The 21,820-nt window shown below is 51.7% G+C and carries 9 protein-coding genes; all 9 read right to left on the bottom strand.

The annotated features are described in order from the left end of the window. Positions 1 to 109 precede the first annotated feature (109 nt). The 9 genes from J2Y43_RS03445 to J2Y43_RS03485 all read right to left on the bottom strand — a co-directional run bounded on the left by J2Y43_RS03445 (position 110) and on the right by J2Y43_RS03485 (position 21,809). Positions 110 to 2,479, bottom strand: a complete 2,370-nt coding sequence (locus tag J2Y43_RS03445) for an ABC transporter permease (RefSeq protein WP_309981252.1) — start codon at positions 2,477 to 2,479, stop codon at positions 110 to 112. 125 nt (positions 2,480 to 2,604) lie between these two features. Further along, on the bottom strand, positions 2,605 to 4,974 hold the full coding sequence (locus tag J2Y43_RS03450) for an ABC transporter permease (RefSeq protein ID WP_309981251.1): 2,370 nt from the start codon (positions 4,972 to 4,974) through the stop codon (positions 2,605 to 2,607). Positions 4,975 to 5,066: 92 nt separating this feature from the next. Beyond that, a complete protein-coding gene (locus J2Y43_RS03455) occupies positions 5,067 to 7,472 on the bottom strand; it encodes an ABC transporter permease (RefSeq protein WP_309981250.1) in 2,406 nt (801 codons plus the stop codon). Positions 7,473 to 7,644: 172 nt separating this feature from the next. Further along, positions 7,645 to 9,273: a serine hydrolase domain-containing protein gene (locus tag J2Y43_RS03460; protein WP_309981249.1), complete on the bottom strand. Its 1,629-nt coding sequence runs from the start codon at positions 9,271 to 9,273 to the stop codon at positions 7,645 to 7,647. Between the two features lie 92 nt (positions 9,274 to 9,365). After that, positions 9,366 to 11,786: an ABC transporter permease gene (locus J2Y43_RS03465; protein ID WP_309981248.1), complete on the bottom strand. Its 2,421-nt coding sequence runs from the start codon at positions 11,784 to 11,786 to the stop codon at positions 9,366 to 9,368. A 113-nt stretch (positions 11,787 to 11,899) separates the two neighbouring features. Beyond that, positions 11,900 to 14,299: an FtsX-like permease family protein gene (locus J2Y43_RS03470; protein WP_309981247.1), complete on the bottom strand. Its 2,400-nt coding sequence runs from the start codon at positions 14,297 to 14,299 to the stop codon at positions 11,900 to 11,902. A 98-nt stretch (positions 14,300 to 14,397) separates the two neighbouring features. Next, positions 14,398 to 16,776 carry an ABC transporter permease gene (locus tag J2Y43_RS03475; RefSeq protein WP_309981246.1) on the bottom strand — a complete coding sequence of 793 codons (2,379 nt, stop codon included), beginning with the start codon at positions 16,774 to 16,776 and terminating at the stop codon, positions 14,398 to 14,400. A 110-nt stretch (positions 16,777 to 16,886) separates the two neighbouring features. Next, positions 16,887 to 19,268 (bottom strand): FtsX-like permease family protein, encoded by a 2,382-nt coding sequence (locus J2Y43_RS03480; protein WP_309981245.1) that lies wholly within the window; start codon positions 19,266 to 19,268, stop codon positions 16,887 to 16,889. A gap of 111 nt (positions 19,269 to 19,379) precedes the next feature. Then, on the bottom strand, positions 19,380 to 21,809 hold the full coding sequence (locus J2Y43_RS03485) for an ABC transporter permease (RefSeq protein WP_309981244.1): 2,430 nt from the start codon (positions 21,807 to 21,809) through the stop codon (positions 19,380 to 19,382). Positions 21,810 to 21,820: the final 11 nt, after the last annotated feature.

The following is a 21,820-nucleotide window of genomic DNA, read 5'->3' on the forward strand; positions in this document are numbered from 1 at the left end:
AGGTTTCCTGCTGCAAGATAGGAACGTGCGGAGGAATATTTGTTACCGAAGAATGAATTGTGGGGGGCCGGCGGTCGGCGGTCAGTCGTCGGCCGTCAGCCATCCCCCCTCACTCCGCCCTAAGACTTTTAACCGGATTGATCAGCGCGGCGCGGATGGCTTGGAAACTGACGGTCAGCAGTGTGATCAGAAGCGCTCCGAAGCCGGTACCCGCGAAAATCCACCAGGATAGCTCGGTGCGGTAATAGTAATTTTGTAACCACCCGCTCATGAAGTACCAGGCGATAGGCCCCGAAATAACGCATGCCAGCATAACCAGTATGATGAAATCGGTGGAAAGTAGCTGCCACAAATTGGCGATGGACGCGCCGAGCACCTTCCTGATCCCTATTTCCTTCGTACGCTGCTCTGCCACGAAAGATGCCAGTCCGAAGAGCCCCAGGCAGGAAATAAATATGGCCAGCACCGTAAAGAAGGAAGCCAGCTTCCCGATCCGCTCTTCATCCGCGAACTTTTTCGAAAACCGCTCGTCGACGAACTGATAGGCGAACGGGCTGCCGGGGTCATATTTACGGAAAACAGCACCTACTTTTTCCAGCGCATCGCTTACCCCGACCGAAGGTGAGAGCCGGATATTGATCACATTCGTATTCCTGTAATTAACCACAAAAAACGCCGGGCTATTCTGGCTGAACGGCGACTCGCGCACCATGTCCTTCACAACGCCGATCACTCTATACTCCTTTCCGCCCCAGTTCAGGATCGATTCCAACGGCTTTTTAAGACCCATCAGCTTCAATGCCGATTCATTGATAATCATCGCCGTAGAATCCGTCGGGTAAGCGCGGGAAAAGTCCCTGCCCTGAATTAACTGCCAGCCGGCCGTCTTACCATAGTCGTGTGAAATGTTGTTGGACATCAGCAGCGGCACCGCATCGGGGGCCTTGCCTGGCCAGGACAAATTGGTTATCCCTCCGGCCTGTGTCGTCATCGAACCCGATGATTGCGAATAGCCACTCACGACGCCGGTATTCATCAGGTCGTTTTTCAATGCATTATAATGCCCGTAGAGTGCCGGGGTGGTCATAGCCACTTCTATCAAGCCCTGCCGGTCGTAGCCTACCGGACGGTTTTTAGCATGCTGTATTTGCCTGAAAACAACCACCGTACCGATGATCAGCGTGACCGACACTGTAAACTGCATCACCACCAGCACTTTCCGGGGCAATGCGGCGAACCTGCCTGCTTTGAATGTGCCTTTCAGCACTTTTAAGGGTTGGAAAGAGGAAAGGTACAATGCAGGATAGCTTCCGGCTATGAATGCAGTGAGTAAACCAAAAACAATCCCGGCAACCCAGAACAGCGGGTTAGCCAGCGGTAATGTGATCTTTTTCTCCGCCACTTCATTAAAAGCGGGCAATGCAAGTCCGGCCAATACCAGCGACAACACAAATGCGACCATCACCACCAGCACCGATTCACTGAAAAACTGGCTCACCAGCTGCGCCCGTACCGAGCCGATCGCTTTGCGGATACCCACCTCTTTGGCACGTTTTTCGGACCGGGCCGTGCTCAGGTTCATGAAATTGATACAGGCCAGCAGGAGCACAAAAACGCCGATTGTTCCGAACAGCCATACAAATGTGACCAGCCCACCCGTATTTACCCCATTCTGAAAATCCGAATACAGGTGCCATTTATCCATCGGATGCAGAAAAAATTCCGGCTTATACCCCGGCGGATTTTCACGCTTCATGCGCGAATCTTTTATTTTAGCTGAAACCGCCGCGAAATCAGCGCCTTCACGAAGCTGCACAAATATTTGGTAGGAGTTTTCGTCCCAATTCTTTTCAGCTCCCCCGATCGATGGATCGGTAGCAATAAAAAGGCCCCACGGCGCCAGCACTTGCGTGTCCCTGAATGTGCTGTTATTGGGAAGTTCCTCAAACACCCCTGCTACCTTCACATTACGAGTGCTGTTGAGCTTTACAATGCGGTTAACCGGATTGGCGTTTCCGAAAAGCGACCGGGCAAAGGATTCCGAAAGCAGGATGGAGTTCACATCCCCCAGGTTATCACTGCCGGCAACGATCCGGATCGACATCATTTTCGTGAAGGAAGGCTCCACATATTGCCCCGATTTGGAAAACATCTTATCTCCGTTGGAAATGATGATATCGCGGTAAGCCGATTTACTGATCTCTTCGAAGTCGGGATACTTCTCCCGCATATCAGCCGCCAGTGGTAATGGTACCACATTATACGACGACTTCTCCGGCCCGAATTGCACAAACTGCCACACCTGCCCGATGCGCCCATGATTCCGGTGATAATGGTCGAATGACACCTCGTCATAAATCCAGAGGCCGATCAGCACTGCCACGGCCATCCCTACCGAAAGCCCGCCAATATTAATGGCAGAATACCCCTTGCTTTTCAGCAGGTTCCGTAATGCGATTTTGAAGTAGTTGCGTATCATGTTTTTGGGAATGGAAATATTGGAAGAAAGGAGGAAAGGGAGGAAAGGAGGATGGAGGATGGAGGAAAGGAATCGGGATATCTTTTCTTCACATCCTCCCCTTTCTCCCATTCCTCCCTTCTTCCTTACTCCGTCCTCAAAGATTTAACGGGATTCATCAATGCCGCCTTAATACTCTGAAAACTGATCGTCGCGAGTGTCACGAGCACCGCGGCTACGCCAGCGCCCAGGAACACGAACGGACTGATGCTGATATGGTAATTGTATTTAGCAAGCCAGTTTTGGAGGAAATAGTAGGCCAAAGGCGACGCGATCACGCAACTGATCAGCACCAGGAACACAAAATCGCGCGAAAGCAAGAGCCAGAGCTGTGGTATCGAAGCCCCGAGTACTTTGCGCACGCCGATTTCTTTCGTTCGCCGCTCGGCCATAAACGAAGCCAGTCCGAAAAGTCCGAGGCAGCTGATCAGGATAGCCAGCCCGGCGAAAATCCCCGCCAGTTGGCCGATCTGGTCTTCGCTGCGGAATTTCTGATCATATTCATCATCCACAAATCGGTATTCGAACGGGTAGGACGGGTTATATTTTTCGATGACCGGTTGGATAGCCGCGAGCGCTTTCTTTACATCAACCCCGTCCTTGAAACGGATCAGCCCCTGAAAGGTGAAATAGGGGCGCATGAGCATGACTGCCGGCTGCACTTCTTCGTAAGGATTTTGCTGGATCACATTTTTGGTTACCCCTATTACCGTCATATCGTCATCGCCGAACTTCACATGGCTGCCGACCGGGTTCTTGAAACCCATTAATTTCACAGATGCTTCATTCAAAACGATCGCATTGCTATCGGAAAGCATTTTTTCCTCGAAAAACCTGCCTTCTTTCAGTTTGAGGCCCGCGGCTTTGAAATAAGCAGGATCGACCATCAATGCTGAAAACAATGGCTGGCTCTGCGGGTCCTTCCCGGGCCACGAGAACCCTTCCCATTGATTGTAAACGCCCGTCATCGGACTCGAAGTTTTACTCACGGCCTCCACATATCCGCTTCCCAGCAGCTCGGTCTTCATCGGGAAGAAGTTCTTTTGGAGGTCGCTGGAAAGGCTCAGCCAGATCAGTTTATCGGGATTATAACCCATAGGCCGGCTCTTCGCATGCTGGATTTGCTGGAAAACGATCACTGTCCCTATGATGAGGGCGATCGAGAATGTGAACTGGCTAACGACCAGTATCTTTCGTGGTAAATTGGCTGCCCTGCCCACCTGGAAAGTACCTTTCAGCACTTTCACCGGTACAAACCCCGACAGGTATAATGCCGGATAGCTCCCCGCCAGCAAGCCCGTGATAATGCAGCCCGCCAAGGCGACTGCCATCAACGGAATATCATTCACACTAAATGTAATATTCTCAAAGCCAACATCTTTCAAAAAAGGTAATGTAAACCCGACAATTACCAGCGCGATCACAAAGCCCAGGAATGCCGTGAGCATCGATTCCATGAGGAACTGCGCGATGAGCTGCTGCCGTTGCGAACCAACCGCCTTGCGAATTCCCACTTCCCGCGCCCGCTTCTCCGAACGCGCAGTGCTGAGATTCATAAAGTTAATGCAGGCAATGAGCAGCACGAGTGCGCCTATCACCGCAAAAAGCCGCACATACTCGATCGCGCCGCCCGTGTTCACCCAATCTTTGAACTCGCCGAACAAATGCCATTTCGGCATCGGGTGCACAAAGAGCAGGCTTTCGTCCTTATCATTCATCTTTGTCCGCACGAGGTTGGCAATGCGAGCCGAAAATGCCTCCGGCGAAACGCCATCGTTCAGCTGCACAAATGTTTGCAGAAAATTGTTGCCCCACTGGTCCTGCGCTCCGCGTACGAAGTCGGAAGTAGCGATATTCAATTCATAAGGCATGAGATAGTCGAATTCCAAAGACGAGTTCTTGGGAATATCCTTTAATATGCCCGTTACCATCACATCAAACTGGTTGTCGACCCGGATCACCTTGCCTATCGGTTCCGCATTGCCGAACATCGCATGCGCGAGCGACTCCGTGAGCACAATGGAATAAGGGTTCTTCAAAGCCTGCTCCGCGTTGCCTTTCACGAGCGGGAATGTGAACATTTTCAGGAAGTCAGGATCAGCATAATGGCCCGGCCTGCTCAATTTCTGGTCCCCGGCTACCAGGCTATGTTTATCGCCCCAATCGAGCCTAGTGACATACTTTGCCTCTGAGAAATTCGTACGCAGCTCCGTCGCCAGTGGGAGCATGATACCGTCCCCCGTACCCTTCTGGCCATTGAAATAGGTCTTTTTCATGACCCTCGCGATACTTGCCCGGTTTTCATGAAAGCTATCAAAGCTCCATTCGTACCGCACCCAAAGGCCGATCAACAGCGCCACCGCCATTCCCATCGCCAATCCCAGGATGTTGATCGAAGCATACCCCTTGTTTTTCACAAGGTTGCGCACGGCGATTTTAATATAGTTTTTTAGCATTGTTTTGTTTGTTTTAGGAGGAAAGGGATTAGGGAGAAAAGGGAGGAAGGAGAAAGCAAGGAGTGGCCCCTTTTCCATCCTCCCTTTCCTCCCTAATCCCTCCTCAAAGATTTAACAGGATTCATTAAGGCCGTTCGCACGGATTGGAAACTGACTGTGAACAAGGCAATCAGCAACGACAACCCCGAAGCCGAGAGGAATATCCAGGCACTTATTTCGACTTTGTAAGGGTAATTTTCCAGCCATTTTTGCATGGCATAATAGGCGGCCGGGAATGAGAGGACAAATGATAGGGCCACGAGTTTCACAAAATCCGTGGACAACAATGCCACAATACCTGCAATGGACGCTCCAAGCACTTTGCGGATGCCGATTTCCTTCGTGCGTCGCTCCGCTGCGAGCGTAGCCAGGCCAAACAGCCCGATGCTCGAAATAAAGATCGTCAGCACCGCACCGAAAAGCATGATCTGCTTCCATTTCGCTTCGGACTCGTAGCTTTTGGCGTTGGCTTCGTCCACAAACTGATAGCTGTAAGGCACCAGCGGGAAAAGTTTACGGAATATCTTTCCAATGTGGGCCAGGCTGGCCGATTCCATCCCCGGCTTGACGCGGATAAATACTTTCCCGAACGGATTGCCCGGTTTCATGGTAAAAAGTTGAGGGCGTATGGTCGTCGTCAGCGATTGGAAATGATAGTCTTTCACAACACCCACCACGGTATATTTTTCACCTGGGGTATACCAAAAATCCACCTCCTGCCCCAACGGTTTCTTCCAGCCTGCCTTTTTTACAAATGCCTCATTAACTAGCACAGCTTTCGTAGAATCCGAAGCCAGCTCTCCCGAAAATGTCCTGCCCTGTACCAAAGGTATTTGCAACACCGAAAGATAATTGGAGCCCACCGTTTCATATGAAAACTCCATATCCGTGCCCGCATTGACCCTTGCTATCGTCCCCCATTGCCCGCCATTTTTGGGCGTAACCGCCGTAATCGACCGGCTTTTCAGCAGTTCGTCGGTCAATAGCCTGGCCTCCGGGCGCGTGAGGTTTTGTTTTTCAATACTAATCAGGTTTTGATCGTCATAACCCAGTTCCATGTTGGTGAGGAAATTGAATTGTGAACGCATAGTCAGCGTGACGATGATCAGAAATGAGGCGAGCGCGAACTGGACTACTACCAGCGTTTTTTGGAGATAATTCCTGCCCGAAAAGTTAAACCTGCTGTAAAGCGTTTTCACCGGATCGTAACCCGAGAGCACAACGGCCGGGTAGAAGCCCGCCAGCAGCGCAGTGAGGACAAACAATGCAACATAACCGGCAATCAATTGCCAGTCGAACAGGTAGGAAAGCGCCAGGGCTTTGTTAGCGAGCTGGTTAAATGTAGGCAAAACGGACTCCACCAGCAGAACTGCCAACAAGAACGCCGCAAAACACAGCACAAAGGACTCGCCCAGGAATTGCGCCGCAAGCTGGTACCGCCCGCCGCCAACCACTTTCCGCACCCCGATTTCCTTGGCACGTTTCAGCGAACGCGCGACGGTCAGGTTCACGAAATTGATGCACGCGATCAGCAAAATGAACAACGCAATACCCGAAAGGACGTAGGAGAACAAGGGCTTACTGCCATTCATCAAACCATTTTCAGCACTTAATTGCGAATCGAGGTGAATGGCCGTAAATGACTGCAACCCATAATACCGCTTGTTGATCAGGCCATATTTTTCCGCAACGGCTTTCATCGCGTCGCGGGCGTCGGACTGGTAAATGCGGTTCATCGTCGCGCTCACTGCCTGGGGATTTGCCCCGGGAGTCAGTTTTACAAATGTGTTGAGCGAGCTGTTGAACCACGCCTCTCCCTGCATTTGCGATTCAGGAACGGGCAATGGCTGTAAAAAGTCGAACTGGATCGATGAATTCTGAGGACATTTGGCTGCCACGCCTGTCACCACGAAGGGTTCAAAAGCAGCGTGTTCGTCAAACGAATCCTTGAAAAGCATTGTCTTACCAAGCGCATTGACGGTACCAAAATGCTTCTCCGCCATCGCCTCCGAAATAACCACCGAACGCGGCTGCGCGAGCGCGGTGAGCGGGTTACCGCTGAGCAGTGGAAAAGAGAATATCCTGAAAAAGTCGCGATCGGCCTGGTACACTTCCTGGCTGACCACCTGGTCGCCTAGCTTCACGTCGTTCCGATGCTGCCGGTACCGGGTGAATGCCTCGATTTCGGGAGTACCGGCCGAAAACTTCGGTCCCGGCAAAAAGCCGGTAATGGCGCTGGTATTTTCCAGCACGCCGACCGGGGTCACCGACTTGAAAGTGATCCGGTAAATATTCGGGTTGTTGGCATGGAAGCCGTCATAGCTAACCTCGTCCTTGGTATACAGCATGATCAGCATCGCTGCCGCCAGTCCGATGCTCAGCCCGGTGATATTGATCACCGAATAGGCCTTGCTCTGCGCAAGTGTCCGCAACGCAATTTTCAGGTAGTTTTTTAACATGGCTTGTTTGTTTTTGGGAGGAAAGGGAGGATGGAGGAAAGGGAGAATGAACAATTAGTCACGTTTAGTCAAACATGGTCAGGCATTGTGTTATTATAATTGCCTGGTATCACACAACACCTGACCAAGCCTGACTATACCTCCCCTATTTCCATTTCCTCCCTTTCCTCCTTCATTGTAATTTGATCAACATCTCTTTTGCATCGTTATATAACCTGTCTTTCATCGTCACATATTCCTTATAGCGCACGAGCCGTTCGAGCATGGCCTTGGCTATGGCGGGGTTCCGGGTTATTTGGTACTTTGCCACTTTCATCATCGCATCCAACTTGTAGGACTGCTCTTTGAAATCGTCACCTGCGGCCAATGCATTATAAAATTCCATAGCCTCTTCCGTTTCACCATTCTTTTCCAGTATCAACCCGGCGTAAAAGGATTTCGCGGGATGTACTTTGCCTGTTCGGGCAAAAACAGCAACCATTTTTTTACCAAAATCCAGTACCGCTTTATCATCCGCCTCCGCTATGAACTCGAACGCGGCCGCGGCCTGCCAAAGCGAGTGAACCGGGTACCTTCGGATCAGCATTTTCAACAGATCAATACTTTTCGCCGCGTTACCCCGGATGGTTTTGCCCGAATAGGAGAGACTCATCACCGTTCCAAACGCTTCATGCACCCAAACATCGGCCACATCCCCCGCTCTTCGTTTTCCCAAACTTGCTTCAATGCGCTCCGGGTCTCCCTCAAAATCAATGGATTCCGATGCATTTAAAAGGTAATTCCGAACAAACGAAGCTACGACAGGCGACATCAGCGGATTGCCGAAGCCCAGGAGTGCTGCCGCAGAATGCGCATTGGCAGGTGACAGCAATATCAACGACAAGTTCCGTTGCGGCACGCGAAGCAGCAATGCCGAACAGTTATCGCCATAACCATACGACCAATGCAGGTCCACGCCCGCCACAGGATAGGTAAACCAGCCCATTCCCTGCGGGCTACCGGGGTAAAATGGTGTTGTGATCTTGCGGTACCGATCGGCCGGCAGAATGCGCCCCTCACCTATCGCTGCCGAGTAGCGTACCAGGTCGCGCATACTGCTCATCATTCCGAAGCCCGGCCCGCTCTGCATACCCGCCGGGTTCACAGGCCGTGGTACGTATTGATTGGTTGCGGCATCCCAACTATATTTTACAGCTATCCATTTTCTCAAACTCCCGTACTCCCGCTCCGAGAATCGCGTGAGCGTATGGGTCATTTGAAGCGGGTTTAGAATACCTTTTTCGATCTGTATCGTAAACGGACGCGTCATTTCTTCGGTGGAATCCATCGGGTTGATGGCCGTAAATGCATTGAAAACAATGTTGTACCTGCTCCCGTTGTACACAAACGACGATCCCGGCGGCATGCTTTCCGAAGTGTGACTCACGAGATGCGCCAGGGTTGTCTGGGCATTCCAGCGCTCTCTCGTAAAATAGCGGTTCGGGAACTTATCGACCGGGTCGTTCAACGAAAGCTTCCCGGCTTGCTCCAGTTGTTGTAATGCAATGGAGGTAAGCGATTTTGTAATAGAAGCTATTTCAAAAATATGGTCTTGGGTAATAGGCACCTTGCCCGCCGAATCTGCATATCCCGCGCTCTTGAAAAACACCAGCTTATCACCCTCCGCCACACCCAGCGCATACGCCGGTAGGCCGATGATGTGCGCGTAATGCTCGACGTCCTTCTCAAAACTGCCCCTGGCCTGCGACCACGATCCTTGAAAAGAGCCTAAAAAACAAAGAAGCGTCAGAATATATCTCATAGCTTTTGGGTAGTAGGACGGAAGGAGGAAAGGGAAGAAGGAGGAAGGGGAAGAAGGGGAGGGACACTTGTGGTCCCTTTCCTCCATCCTCCTTATTCCCTTTTCAACGATTTCACCGGATCCATCAAGGCCGCTTTCACACTCTGGAAACCGACCGTCAACAATGCCACAAGTATTGCGAGAAGCCCCGTAACCGGGAAAATCCACCATTGAATGCCTACCTGGTAGGCAAACCCCTGCAACCACTCCCGCATACCCCACCACGCAACGGGCGTGGCGATCACGAGCGCGACGCATACGAGCACGAGAAACTCACCCGAAAGCATACCCACAATGCTGCCTACCGACGCTCCCAGCACCTTTCGGACGCCTATTTCCTTCGTCCGCCGCTCTGCCGAAAATGCCGCCATCCCGAACAAGCCCAAGCAGGCAATCACCACCGCAATGCAAGTGAAGTACAGCACGATGCTGCCCGTTAGGTGCTCTTTTTCGTAATTCTTCTGAAAATCCTGATCGAGGAATGAATAGATGAATGGGATATCAGGGTTCAGCTTCTTCCAGGTAGCTTCCACCGATGCCACTACATGGGCGTAGTCCTGCGTTTTTACATTGGCAATGAAATACTGGTATTTATCGGTAATGCTGGTAGTAAGCGCATAAGGTTTAATCCCTTCATGCAGGCTGCGGAAGTTGAAATCCTTCACTACACCCACTACCTGCAAACTCCGGCGCTTCCCTGCCAGCTCGAAAAACACATTTTTACCGATTACCGATGCCACGTTGTAACCCAGCTCCCGGACGGCCGTTTCGTTCAGGATAATGCTGCTGGAATCGCCGCTGAATGCTTTGGTAAACGAACGCCCGGCGGCCATTTTCAGGCCCAGGGCTTCAACGTAATCGTCGCCGACGGTTGCGAAATGAATGTCGACGGCGTCATGAACAGTCTTGTTTTCTGCATAAAAAAGCAGGTCTTCAATATTCTCAATGCCCGGATACACCGATCCGCTCGTAGCGCTCTCCACACCAGGAATGCGCAGCACTTCCTCTCTGAATGTATTGTAATGGGCCGTCGCTTTCGCATTTCTGAACGGTACTACCAGTTTCTGTTCCTTGTCAAAACCCAGGTTCTGATTTTGCAGAAACGATAATTGCTGCCCGATCACGATCGCTCCCAGAATGAGGACAATGGATACTGTAAACTGGAACACGACCAGTCCTTTTCGAAGCAATACAGCCGAGGTGATGTTCACCAGCCGGCCTTTGAGTACGCTCACCGGCCTGAACGACGACAGATAGAAGGCCGGATAAAGCCCCGCCACAAGCCCTGTGAACAGGGTAATTCCTGCCATCCAGTATAGAAACGCCGGATGCACAAACATATCCAGGTTTTTGCCTGTCAAATTGTTGAAGTACGGTAAAAGCAGCTGCACCACGAGCACGGCAATCGCAAGGGCCACGACGGCCAGCATCATCGACTCGCCCAGAAATTGGTACATCAGCGAATGCCTGACAGCCCCCAGGACTTTCCGCACGCCTACTTCCTTTGCACGTTTTTCGGAGCGTGCGGTGCTGAGGTTCATGAAATTGATGCAGGCAATGAGCAGCAGAAACACCGCAATAGAACCAAAAATGTACAGGTAGGTCATGCTGCCATTCGGGGCGATCTCGTTCCCGATGTTGGATTTCAGGTAAATATCGGTCACCGGCTGCATGAACAGCTCCTTGGAAATGCCCAGCGCTTTCAGGTCCGCCGCACCGTGCCGGTTCAGGAATGGGGTTAGCTTGGATTCAAATGCAGCGGGGTCGGTGCCTTCGCGGAGTTTCACGTAGGTATGAAAAATATTGTTCATTGCCCAGTTGTTCTGGCTTGTAACCCAGCCGCCCATATCGCCATTTTGCATGGATAATAAGAAGCGGGCATCGATATGCGATTTTTGATTGTTACGGTAAACACCCGTAACGGTATAGTCAAAATCACCGAACGTCAGCCCGACGCGGATGACCTTACCCACCGGATCGACGCTTCCGAACAACTTTTCAGCTACCTGCTCGGAAAGGATCAGGGTATTAGGCCTACTGAGCGCCTGGCGGGCATTCCCATATTTGAAATCGTAGGTTAATACGTCAAACAGCGTCGAATCGGCATAATAGCCATTGTTTTCATAGAAACGCGTGGTGGTCTGCCCGCCATTACGGTTTTCGAGCAGCATACGGTCCATGCCCGAAAATTTCAGTACCCGCGCCACCGATTCCACTTCCGGGAAGTCGGATTGGAGGCCCGCCGCCAACGGCCCGGGCGTGCCCGCCCATTTTTCATTCCGGGCTTCCATCGCAATGCGGAAAAGCCGGTCGGCCGACCGATGATGTTTATCAAAACGCAACTCATCGGAAACATACAGCACAATCAACAGGCAAGTCGCCAGCCCCAGCCCCAGTCCGAACACATTGATAGCAGTATACCCCTTGTTGTTCAAGAGGTTACGAAAGGCGATTTTCAGGTAGTTTTTTAGCATTGTTTTTTTAATTGGGAGGAAGGAGGATGGAGAAAAGGGAGGAAGGAAAGGGTAAAAAAAAGCTCATCCTCCCCTTCCTCCATCCTCCCTTTCCTCCTTTCCTCCCATTTTCCTCATTCCGACCTTAACGATTTAACAGGATCCAACAGCGCGGCCCTGATTGCCTGGTAACTTACCGTTGCCAGCGTGACCAGCAACGCTCCGCCTCCCGCTGCCGCGAAAATCCACCATGGGATTTCGGTTCGGTACTCATATTTTTGAAGCCAGCCGTTCAGGAAATACCATGCCGTAGGCGTTGAAATCAGGAGCGAGATGATAACCAGCAGTACAAATTCGCGGGATAGTAATGCCCAAAGATTGGATACCGAAGCACCCAGCACTTTACGCACACCAATTTCCTTCGTCCGCTGTTCTGCGGTGAACGATGCGAGGCCAAACAATCCGAGACAGCTGATAAAGATCGCCAGCCCGGCAAACACCGTTGCCAGCGTGGCAATGCGCTCTTCGGCCGCGAACTTCCGGGCATATTCTTCATCGGTGAATTTGTAATCGAATGGCGCACCGGGATTTACCTCCCGAAAAACTGCCGCCACTTTCGCGAGCGATTGCCTCAGCGGAAGCCCCGGTTTAAGTTTGATGCTGATAAAGTTCGCCCATCCGTAATTAACCATAAATAATGTCGGACGTACCGGGCTGAACGGCGAGCCCATCACCATATCACGGATCACACCCACTACCTTGTGAGGGTTATCACCCCATTTCACCGTTTGGCCCACAATATCCGACGGTTGCCGGAAACCCATATACTTCATCGCAGATTCATTCATCACCATCCCCAAAGAATCGGTGGAGAATTGGCGGGAGAAATCGCGGCCACCGATGAACTGCCAGCCTACGGCTTTGCCAAAATCATGGGAGACACCGATGGTACCAAAGTTATCGTGCAGGTTAGGATCTTTGCCCGGCCAGCTGAAACCGCCATTGTTGGAGCCCAGGAATGTGGATGGCGACGAAGACGTAGCCATTTCCTCCACTGCACCGGTTTCCTGCAATGCCCCGCGAATCCGGTTATACTGACTGTACAATTCGGGCGTGTTCATTTCGACGGTAATGAGTCCGTTCCGGTCGTAGCCGACCGGCCGGTCCTTGGCATATTGGATCTGTTTGTAAACAATAGCCGTGCCGATGATGAGCGTCACAGACACCGTGAACTGCAACACGACCAACACCTTACGAGGCACTGCCGCAAACCGGCCCGCATTGAATGTCCCTTTCAAAACCTTCACCGGCTGAAACGATGACAGGTACAATGCCGGGTAACTGCCCGACAACAACCCCGTGAAGAAACAGAATGCAAATCCTGCCAGCCAGAAGTAGCCATTTGCCCATGGGAACCCGATCCGCTTGTCGGCAATTTCGTTGAACGACGGCAGTGCAAGCACCACTATCAGGATCGCGAGCACAAATGCCAGAAACACCACCATAAACGACTCGCTGAAAAACTGGTTGATCAGCTGTCCTCTAATCGAACCGATTGCCTTTCGGATACCGACCTCTTTCGCCCGTTTTTCGGAACGTGCCGTGCTGAGATTCATAAAATTGATCGACGCGAGCAGCAACACAAATGCCCCGATAATCGAAAAAAGCCACACGTAACGAATGCGCCCATCCGCTTGCCCGGCATCATCCCAGGTGCCGTATAAATGCCATTTCGACATCGGCAGCAGGTAGTTTTGGGGTTTCAAAAACCGTGCTTCCGGCGTGTGTTCCATTTTGATATTCCTGATTCTCTCCGTAACCCCTTCGAAAGTGGAGTTGGGCCGGATTTGCGTCAACAACTGCCAGGAATTGTTGTTCCATTGCTCCTTATCCCGCGCATCACGCACCCAATTCTGCGACGCGACGTACAAATCCCAGGGCGCGACGAAAGTCAATTCACGGAATTCCGTATTGTAAGGCAGGTCCTCATAAACACCCGTCACTTTCATATCAAACTGGTTATCCAGCTTCACGATCTTGTCCATCGGGTTTTCCTTGCCGAACAATGCTTCTGCGACCGATTCCGAGATCAATATCGAATTGCGTTCTTTGAGGCCATCGCGCGAGCCCCTGCGCATTTGCAGCGAGAACAAATGCGGTGCCCCCGCGCTCATGTACGCGCCAGTTTTGGTAAACTTGTTGTCCTTGTATGCTAAAATGTGCTCATCCGTCCAGGACGACTGAATCACATATTCGAAATCGTCCTTATGGTGCTCTTGAAGATATTGTCCCAACGGGTACGAGGTATGCTCACCGCCGTCATAGGTTTTCCCGTCAAAAACACCCCGTTCTACTACCTTCGCAATGCGGTCGTAGTTGGCGTGATAGCGGTTAAACGCGAATTCGTCATAAACCCAAAGGCCTATCAGTATGGCCACAGCCATTCCCACAGCCAATCCACCGATGTTAATAGCCGAGTAGCCCTTGCTTTTGACAAGGTTACGGAACGCGATTTTTAGATAGTTTTTAAACATGATCGTATTTTTTTGGGGAGGAAAGGAGGATGGAGAAAGGGGAGGATGAAAGTGGGAGAAGTTTACAAACCGCTTCCTCCCTTCCTCCCTTTCCTCCATCATTCCCTTTTCAAACTCGTTACAGGATTCACCAACGCCGCCTTCACCGCCTGAAAACCTACCGTCGCGAGCGTGACGAGTGCAAGACCTGCGGCAGCGATTAGGAAAATTCCTGCATCGAGGTCAATACGGAATGCGAAATTGGCCAGCCATTGGTACATTACCCAGCCTACCAGCGGGAATGCAATGAGCAATGCGATCGCGAGTAGTTTGACGAAATCCATGGAAAGCATCAGCACCACGTTGCTCACCGAGGCGCCCACCACCTTGCGGATACCGATCTCTTTCTGCCTGCGCTGGGCCGTAAATGCGGCCAACCCGAAAAGCCCGAGGCAGGAAATCACAATCGCCAGCCCGGCAAAATAGCGTGAAAGCACCCCTACCCGCCGCTCCGAGGCGTACAGAGCCTTATAATTCTCGTCCAAAAACTGGTAGTCGAATACCAGCCCCTTGTGATGATCCTGGAAAAGCTTGCGCAGACGGGCAATCGTTTGCTCCTCGGCGCCACTTTGAATTTTCACCATCACATTAGGCATAATGGGGTACATCTGGAAAAAACAGGGTTTCACAGGCTCATACAGCGATTCGAAATTAAAATCCTTCACCACGCCGACAATCTGCCGCTCCATACCCCAGAATTTCACCGTCTTGCCGACAGGGTCTTTGAGGCCCATGCTTTTAATAGCCGACTCATTGAATATGATTTCGTTGCGCGCATTCTGATTCTGGGAGAAAAACCGGCCCTCGCGCAGCGTCATACCCACTGTTTCCATGAAATTATAACCCACTTCCAGGTTCGAGAACTCAATATCCGTCCCGGCAGGCTTACCCGGCCATTCGAAACCGGAGATTGCACCGTGCTTGCCGGTGAGGTTGTGGTAATAGCTCGAAGCATTCACGACGCCGGGGGTGTTTTTCACTTCACCCAGAAATCCTTCTGCCGCTTTCAATTTCAGCGAGTCCATTTCAAGTGGTATTTCAAAATGAATCAGGTGGTCGCGGTTATAGCCCAGGTTCCGGTTCTGGATAAACTGGATTTGCCGGTACACGACGATCACCGAAACGATGAAGATCACCGACACTGCAAACTGGAACACGACCAACCCTCTCCGCACGAGCAATTCTCCCGCAGTGTTTTTCAGCCTGCCTTTCAAAACAGAAACCGGATCGAAACCCGACAAATACAATGCAGGATAGCTTCCCGCCAAAAGCCCGGTGACCAGCGTAATGGCCAATGCTGCGAAAATCAGTGTCGGGTCCGGTGAAAGCGTAATTTGCTTGCCGGTAATGCTATTAAACTCCGGCAACAGGAGCATGACCATGCCCACCGCGACGAATAATGAAACAAACGTGAGCATCAGCGATTCACTCAAATGCTGCACGACCAGCGAGCTGCGCAATGCTCCCACCACTTTTTTGATCCCCACTTCCTTCATGCGGCCCGAAGCTTTGGCCGTGGAGAGGTTCATGAAATTGATACAAGCGATCACCAGAATGAATACCGCGATCACCGAAAACAGCCTCACGTACGTAATGCGCCCACCCGCCTGCACGCCGTTTTCGAATTGCCCGTGGAGGTGTTTATCGGAATAGCGAATCGCGAAAAGCTGGAAATCGTTGTCCTTATTCTTGGTTTTCAGAAAATGGCGGATCTTCTCATTGAACGACGTCAGGTCTGCGCCGCTTTTAAGGATTACAAATGTGTTCGGATCGCTGTTGCCCCAGTTTTCCATGCCAGGCCGCCGCGCCTTGAACTGCTCAAAATTGAAGAGAATATCGAATTGGTTGCTCGCGTTGCGTGGATTGCTTTTAAATACACCACCCACACGGTAAAGCCCGCTGAACTGCCCTTCGTCCCATTTCACAGTCTTTCCAACCACATTCTGCCCGGTACCAAAAAGCTTTTCGGCCATCTCTTCCGACAGCGCCAGCGTGTTCTTGTCGCCTGTCAGAGCGCTCGCATCACCCTGCGTGAACGGGCAGGTAAAAACATCGAAATAATCGCGGCTTACAAACTGTCCCCCGGCCTTCAACTGAGTTTCTCCGACCGACACCACACCTTTGTTCGAAAACCATTCTGCGGGCACCACCGTCGTCGCCAACTCCACCTCCGGCATCTCCGCTTTCAATGCGTCCGCCAGCAGACCCGGCGTATGCTCTCCTGTCTTGATACCATCCTCCTGCGGCTGGTTCACCATGATCTGGAACAAATGCGCATCCTTGGCATTGTGCTTGTCTACCCGCAGTTCGTCGATCACCCAAAGATAAATCAGCAGCGTACAAGCCAGCCCCGTAGAAAGGCCCAGCAGATTGAGCAGCGTAAATTGCCGATCCTTGATCAGGCTACGCCATGCGATTTTTAGATAGTTTTTGAACATTGGTGCTTATTTTGACCATGGACCGCCGACCATAGACCATTGTTTTGAGTTAATCATTCATTAACAAATCCATGGTCGATCGTCCATCGTCCATGGTCTGGCCGAAGTCGCTACTCGGCCCGTAACGACTTAACAGGATTCACCAGCGCCGCCCTGACACTCTGGAAACCGACCGTCAGCAAAGCAATACCGGCTGCCAGGAAACCTGCCCAGGCGAAAATGCCCCAATGGATGTCGATCCGGTAGGCGAAATCCTGCAACCAGCGATGCATGAAATACCATGCAACCGGGCTGGCGATCACGATCGCGACGAGCACCAGTTTCAGGAAATCCATCGACAGCATAGCCGTAATGCCGGCTACGGAAGCGCCGAGCACCTTCCGCACTCCTATTTCCTTGGTACGCTGCTCGATGGCGAAAATGGCCAACCCAAACAGCCCAAGGCACGACAGACACACCGACAGCAATGCAAAAGTGGTCGTCAGGCGCGTCGCGAGTTCTTCGCGTTGGTAGAACTTCGCGATCTCCTCGTCATAGAAACTGTACTCAAATACATTTTCGGGAAACTGCTTCTGCCAAACGGCACCGATCCGGCTGATGGTCGACGCATTCATGCGGCTCAGCTTCACCCCGGCCCTGCGGTAGCGCGCCTGATCGGCAAATACGATCGTCGGCTCGATGCCCGTGTAGAGGTCGCCGTTGTTGAAATCGGACAAAACCCCCACGATGGTACCGGTTTTGCCCGCGTCGCCCACATGCAGCTGGCGGTTCAACGCCGCTTCGGGCGATTTCAATCCTAATGACCGCACGAGTTTCCGGTTGATCAGCAGCTCGTTGAGCGTATCCGAATGCACCGGAACACGGCCCGCAACGAGTCTCAATCCGTAGGTTTTTACAAAATGGTCGTCCGCAGCCCTCGACCGGGCTACGAATTTCTCCCAGTCGCGGTTTTCAAATTTGATCGTTCCGCCACCGCTAATCTGAACCGACGGGGCGCTTCTGAAAAACGACAAATCGATAACCTCGGGCAATGCCGACAGTTCGTTGCGCAGGGCCGTCAATTTGCTGGTTTCAGTTTCGGGCAAATTCATGTGCAGGATCAGGTCCTTATCCATTCCGAGGTCTTTGTTTTTCAGAAATTCGGATTGCAGGATGATGAGCGTCGATACTGCGATAAGGACGAATGAAATGCTGAATTGTGTCACTACCAACCCTTTTCTGACCGAAAAAAAGCTTCGGCTATTTTCCTTCAACACTCCCTTAATGGCTTTCACCGGGTTAAACCTTGAAATCAAAAATGCGGGATAAACGCCTGCCAACACTACCACGAACAGCAACAACGCCACCCAGAAAGCCAGCAGTTGAGGGTCACCCAGAATGTCTATGCGCACGTTTAAATCCAGCCATTGGCTAAGCATCGGTGCAAAAACCCATGCGAGTACCAGGGAAATGACGCCTGCGGCAAAGGTTAGCAATGCTGTTTCTTGTATAAAAAGCCAGAAAACCTGCGCCTGCGAAACGCCCAGCACTTTTCTTACTCCCACTTCCTTGCTGCGCTTGAACGCCTGGGCTGTCGAAAGGTTAATGAAGTTGAAACAGGCGATGAGAACAAGCAATACACCCACCGTCCCCAATACGATAATGGTGTCGTACTTGATTTTCCCGCCATAGGCCACATTGAAATGCACATCGGACAAATCCTGCAAATGGTAATGGAAAACCTTGCCGTCGGCGCCGTAATACTTGTTGGCGAACGCCGGCATTTGTGCTTCAAATGCAGCCTTATCCTCAGGCGAGCGAAGCGTTATGTAAGTTTCGCGACCGCTTTCGATCCAGCCCCAGTCTTCGTAGCCATATTCCGGGACAATCTTTTTTAGCGTAGGCAGTGAAACGAAAATATCCTGCCTGAAATTAGTTTGATCGGGGTAATCGGCCACAATGCCTGCGATCACAAGGTTTTCACGGTTATTGGCGCGGATTACCTTCCCCATGGCATTTCCGTTTCCGAAATATTTCCGGGCATACCGTTCCGTCACCACAGCCTGGTTGGGCGCAGCCATCGCCGAAGCACTGCCACTAATCCACTTATAATCAAATATTTTAAAGAAATCCGGGTTTGTAAAAGCCAGATGATCTTTTTCCATGAACTTGCGTGAAGTCCCTCCGTGATCGACCCGGGTAGTCAGCTCCTTATGCGCCAGGTAAGCGGCGTCCTGGACGTAGCTGAATTCCTTTTTCAACGTTTCATGCAAAACATAAGCCGAGCCCCGCTCCTGCTCCACGGAACCATCTTCCAGGTGCAGGTCCACCACCACGCGGTAGGTCCTGTCGGCATGGGCATGGTAGCGGTCCACACCGAGGTGGTACTTCACCAGTTGGAACAACACAATGGCACCGGCCATCCCCACGGCCAGGCCAATGAGATTGATACCGGCATAAACCTTATGCTTTGCCAGGCTCCGAAATGTGAATTTTACAGATGTGTTGATCATACTTCTATTTTTTCGGGAGGAGAGGGAGGATGGAGGAAAGGGAGGAAGGGGACAAATCCATCCTCCCTTTCCTTCCCTTCCTCCCTTTACTCCCTTTACTCCTTTACTCCTCTACTCCCTTTTCAAACTCATTACAGGATTTGTCAACGCCGCTTTAATCGCATGATAACTGACCGTCGCGAGCGTGAGTACGAGCGCCCCTGCGCCTGCAAGGGCAAATATCCACCAACTGATTTCGGTGCGGTATTGATAGTTTTGCAGCCACGCGCTCATGGAATACCAGGCCAGCGGCATAGCGATAAGGCTCGCAACAGCCACCAGCAAAACAAAATCTTTGGAAAGCATGCCCCACAATGCCGCTACCGACGCTCCCAGTACTTTGCGAATGCCTATTTCCTTGGTACGCTGCTCGGCCGTGAATGAGGCCAGCCCGAACAACCCGAGGCAACTGATCAGGACTGCCAGCGAGGCGAAAAATCCGGCGAGCTTGCCGATCCGCTCTTCGGTCCGGAATTTGGCGTCGTACTCCTGGCTGGCAAACTTGTATTCGAACGGCGCCGCCGGTACCAGCTTCCTGAACACGTTTTCAATAGCAGGCAAAGCCGCTGCCGGACTTATATTCGCGCTTAGTTTGATATTGATCCAGTTGGGAGAACCGAACAGGAAGAAAACGGTCGGTTTCACGGGTGCGAACGGCGATTCCATGACCATATCCTTCACAACTCCGAGGACGGTGAACTGCTTGCGGATGTTGTCGGTCATCCATTGGCTTTTCCAGGAAACCACCATTCCGACCGGGTCGGTAACGCCCAGCAAATGTGCCGCCGATTCATTAATGACGAAGCCCGACGAATCCGAAGCGAAATCCTTCGAAAAATTGCGCCCACCGACGAACTGCCAGCCGGCAGTTTTGGCATATTCCGGCGAGACGGTCAGCGTGGCAAATGTTTCTACAAAACCCTCCGGCATTCCTTTCCAGCTGAAACCTTCGTTGGACGACCACACACCGGTAATCGGGCTTTGCGATTCGGCTACTTCCTCCACCATGCCGGTATTCTTTAATTCGGTGCGTATAATGTCGGTTTTTCCGTAAAAATCGGTCGTTTTCATCGGTACCATCAGCAGTCCGTCGCGCGAGTAGCCTACCGGCCGCTCCTTGGCGAATTTGATTTGCCGGTAAACCATGCTGGTGCAGATGATCAATGTGACGGAAATAGTGAACTGCAACACCACCAGCACCTGCCGCGGCGTGTAGGCAAAACGCCCGAAATGCGTACGCAATGACCCCGCGGAGCCTTTGAGCACCTTCACCGGTTGGAAAGAAGTAAGGTAAATGGCTGGATAGCCACCCGCCAGCACCGACGTAAGAAGCACAAAACCCAGGCTGCAAACCCAGAAGTAGGCATTAGTCCAAGGAATAACCATCTGCTTCGCAGCCAGGTTATTGAACCACGGAAGCGACACTACCACGCCCACCAAGGCGACCACAAACGATAACAGCACCACCAGAAGTGATTCACTGAAAAACTGCCCAACCAGCTGCATGCGCATCGAACCGATCGCCTTGCGTACGCCCACCTCCCGCGCGCGCTTCTCCGACCGCGCGGTGCTCAGGTTCACGAAATTGATGCAAGCCAGCAACAACACAAAAAAGCCGATCAGACCAACCATCCAGACGTATTTAACGGGTCCGTCGCCCGCTGCGCCGTTTTTGAAATCGGAATACAGGTGCCAATCTTTCATCGGGTGTACCCACATCTCAGGGTGGGTGGCAATTTCCCCCCGCATGTCGTCCATTTTGCGGATCGCATTCAGTTCGGAAAGGCGGATAGCCTCACTGGCGGTTTTGAAATCGGTATTGTCGGCTAGCTCGGTATATACCGAAATCGCGTGATTATCCCACTTTTTGTCGCGCATGTAGCGGTTCTTTTCCAGAAAATAATCCCAGGAACCCATGAATTGGACGTCGCTGAACTTCGTGTTTTGCGGAAAGTCCTCATAAATGCCCGTCACTTTCAAGTCGAGATCGGTATCTACCTTCACAATTTTGTTCATCGGATCGGCATCGCCGAACAGTGCCCTGGCCGTCGATTGCGAGAGGATAATGCCCTGGCGGTCTTCCAGCGCCGACCACGAACCGCGCAACATGCGGAGCGAGAACATTTCGGGTGCTTCTCCATCAACAAACTGGCCATTGCGCGACAGTTTCGTGTTCCCGGCCGTGAGAATGTTTTCGCCAGTTTGAGTGGAAGCAATAATGCGTTTGAAATGACCGGCATAATGCGTTTTCAATTCCGCAATGAAGGGTACAGGCAGCGAAAACCAGGTTTTCTTTTCGCCATTCTCTACCCTGTTTTGCAGGATTTGCCCTATTCGGTCGTAACTTTTGAAATAACGGTTGTACGAAAGTTCATCATAAATCCACAGGCCGATCAGCATAGCTACTCCCATACCAATCGCCAGCCCGCCAATATTGATCGCCGAATACCCCTTATTTTTCCAAAGGTTGCGGAAGATGATTTTGAGATAGTTTTTTAGCATGATGTATTATT

The sequence above is a fragment of the Dyadobacter sp. BE31 genome (genome assembly GCF_031457695.1).
GTDB lineage: Bacteria > Bacteroidota > Bacteroidia > Cytophagales > Spirosomataceae > Dyadobacter.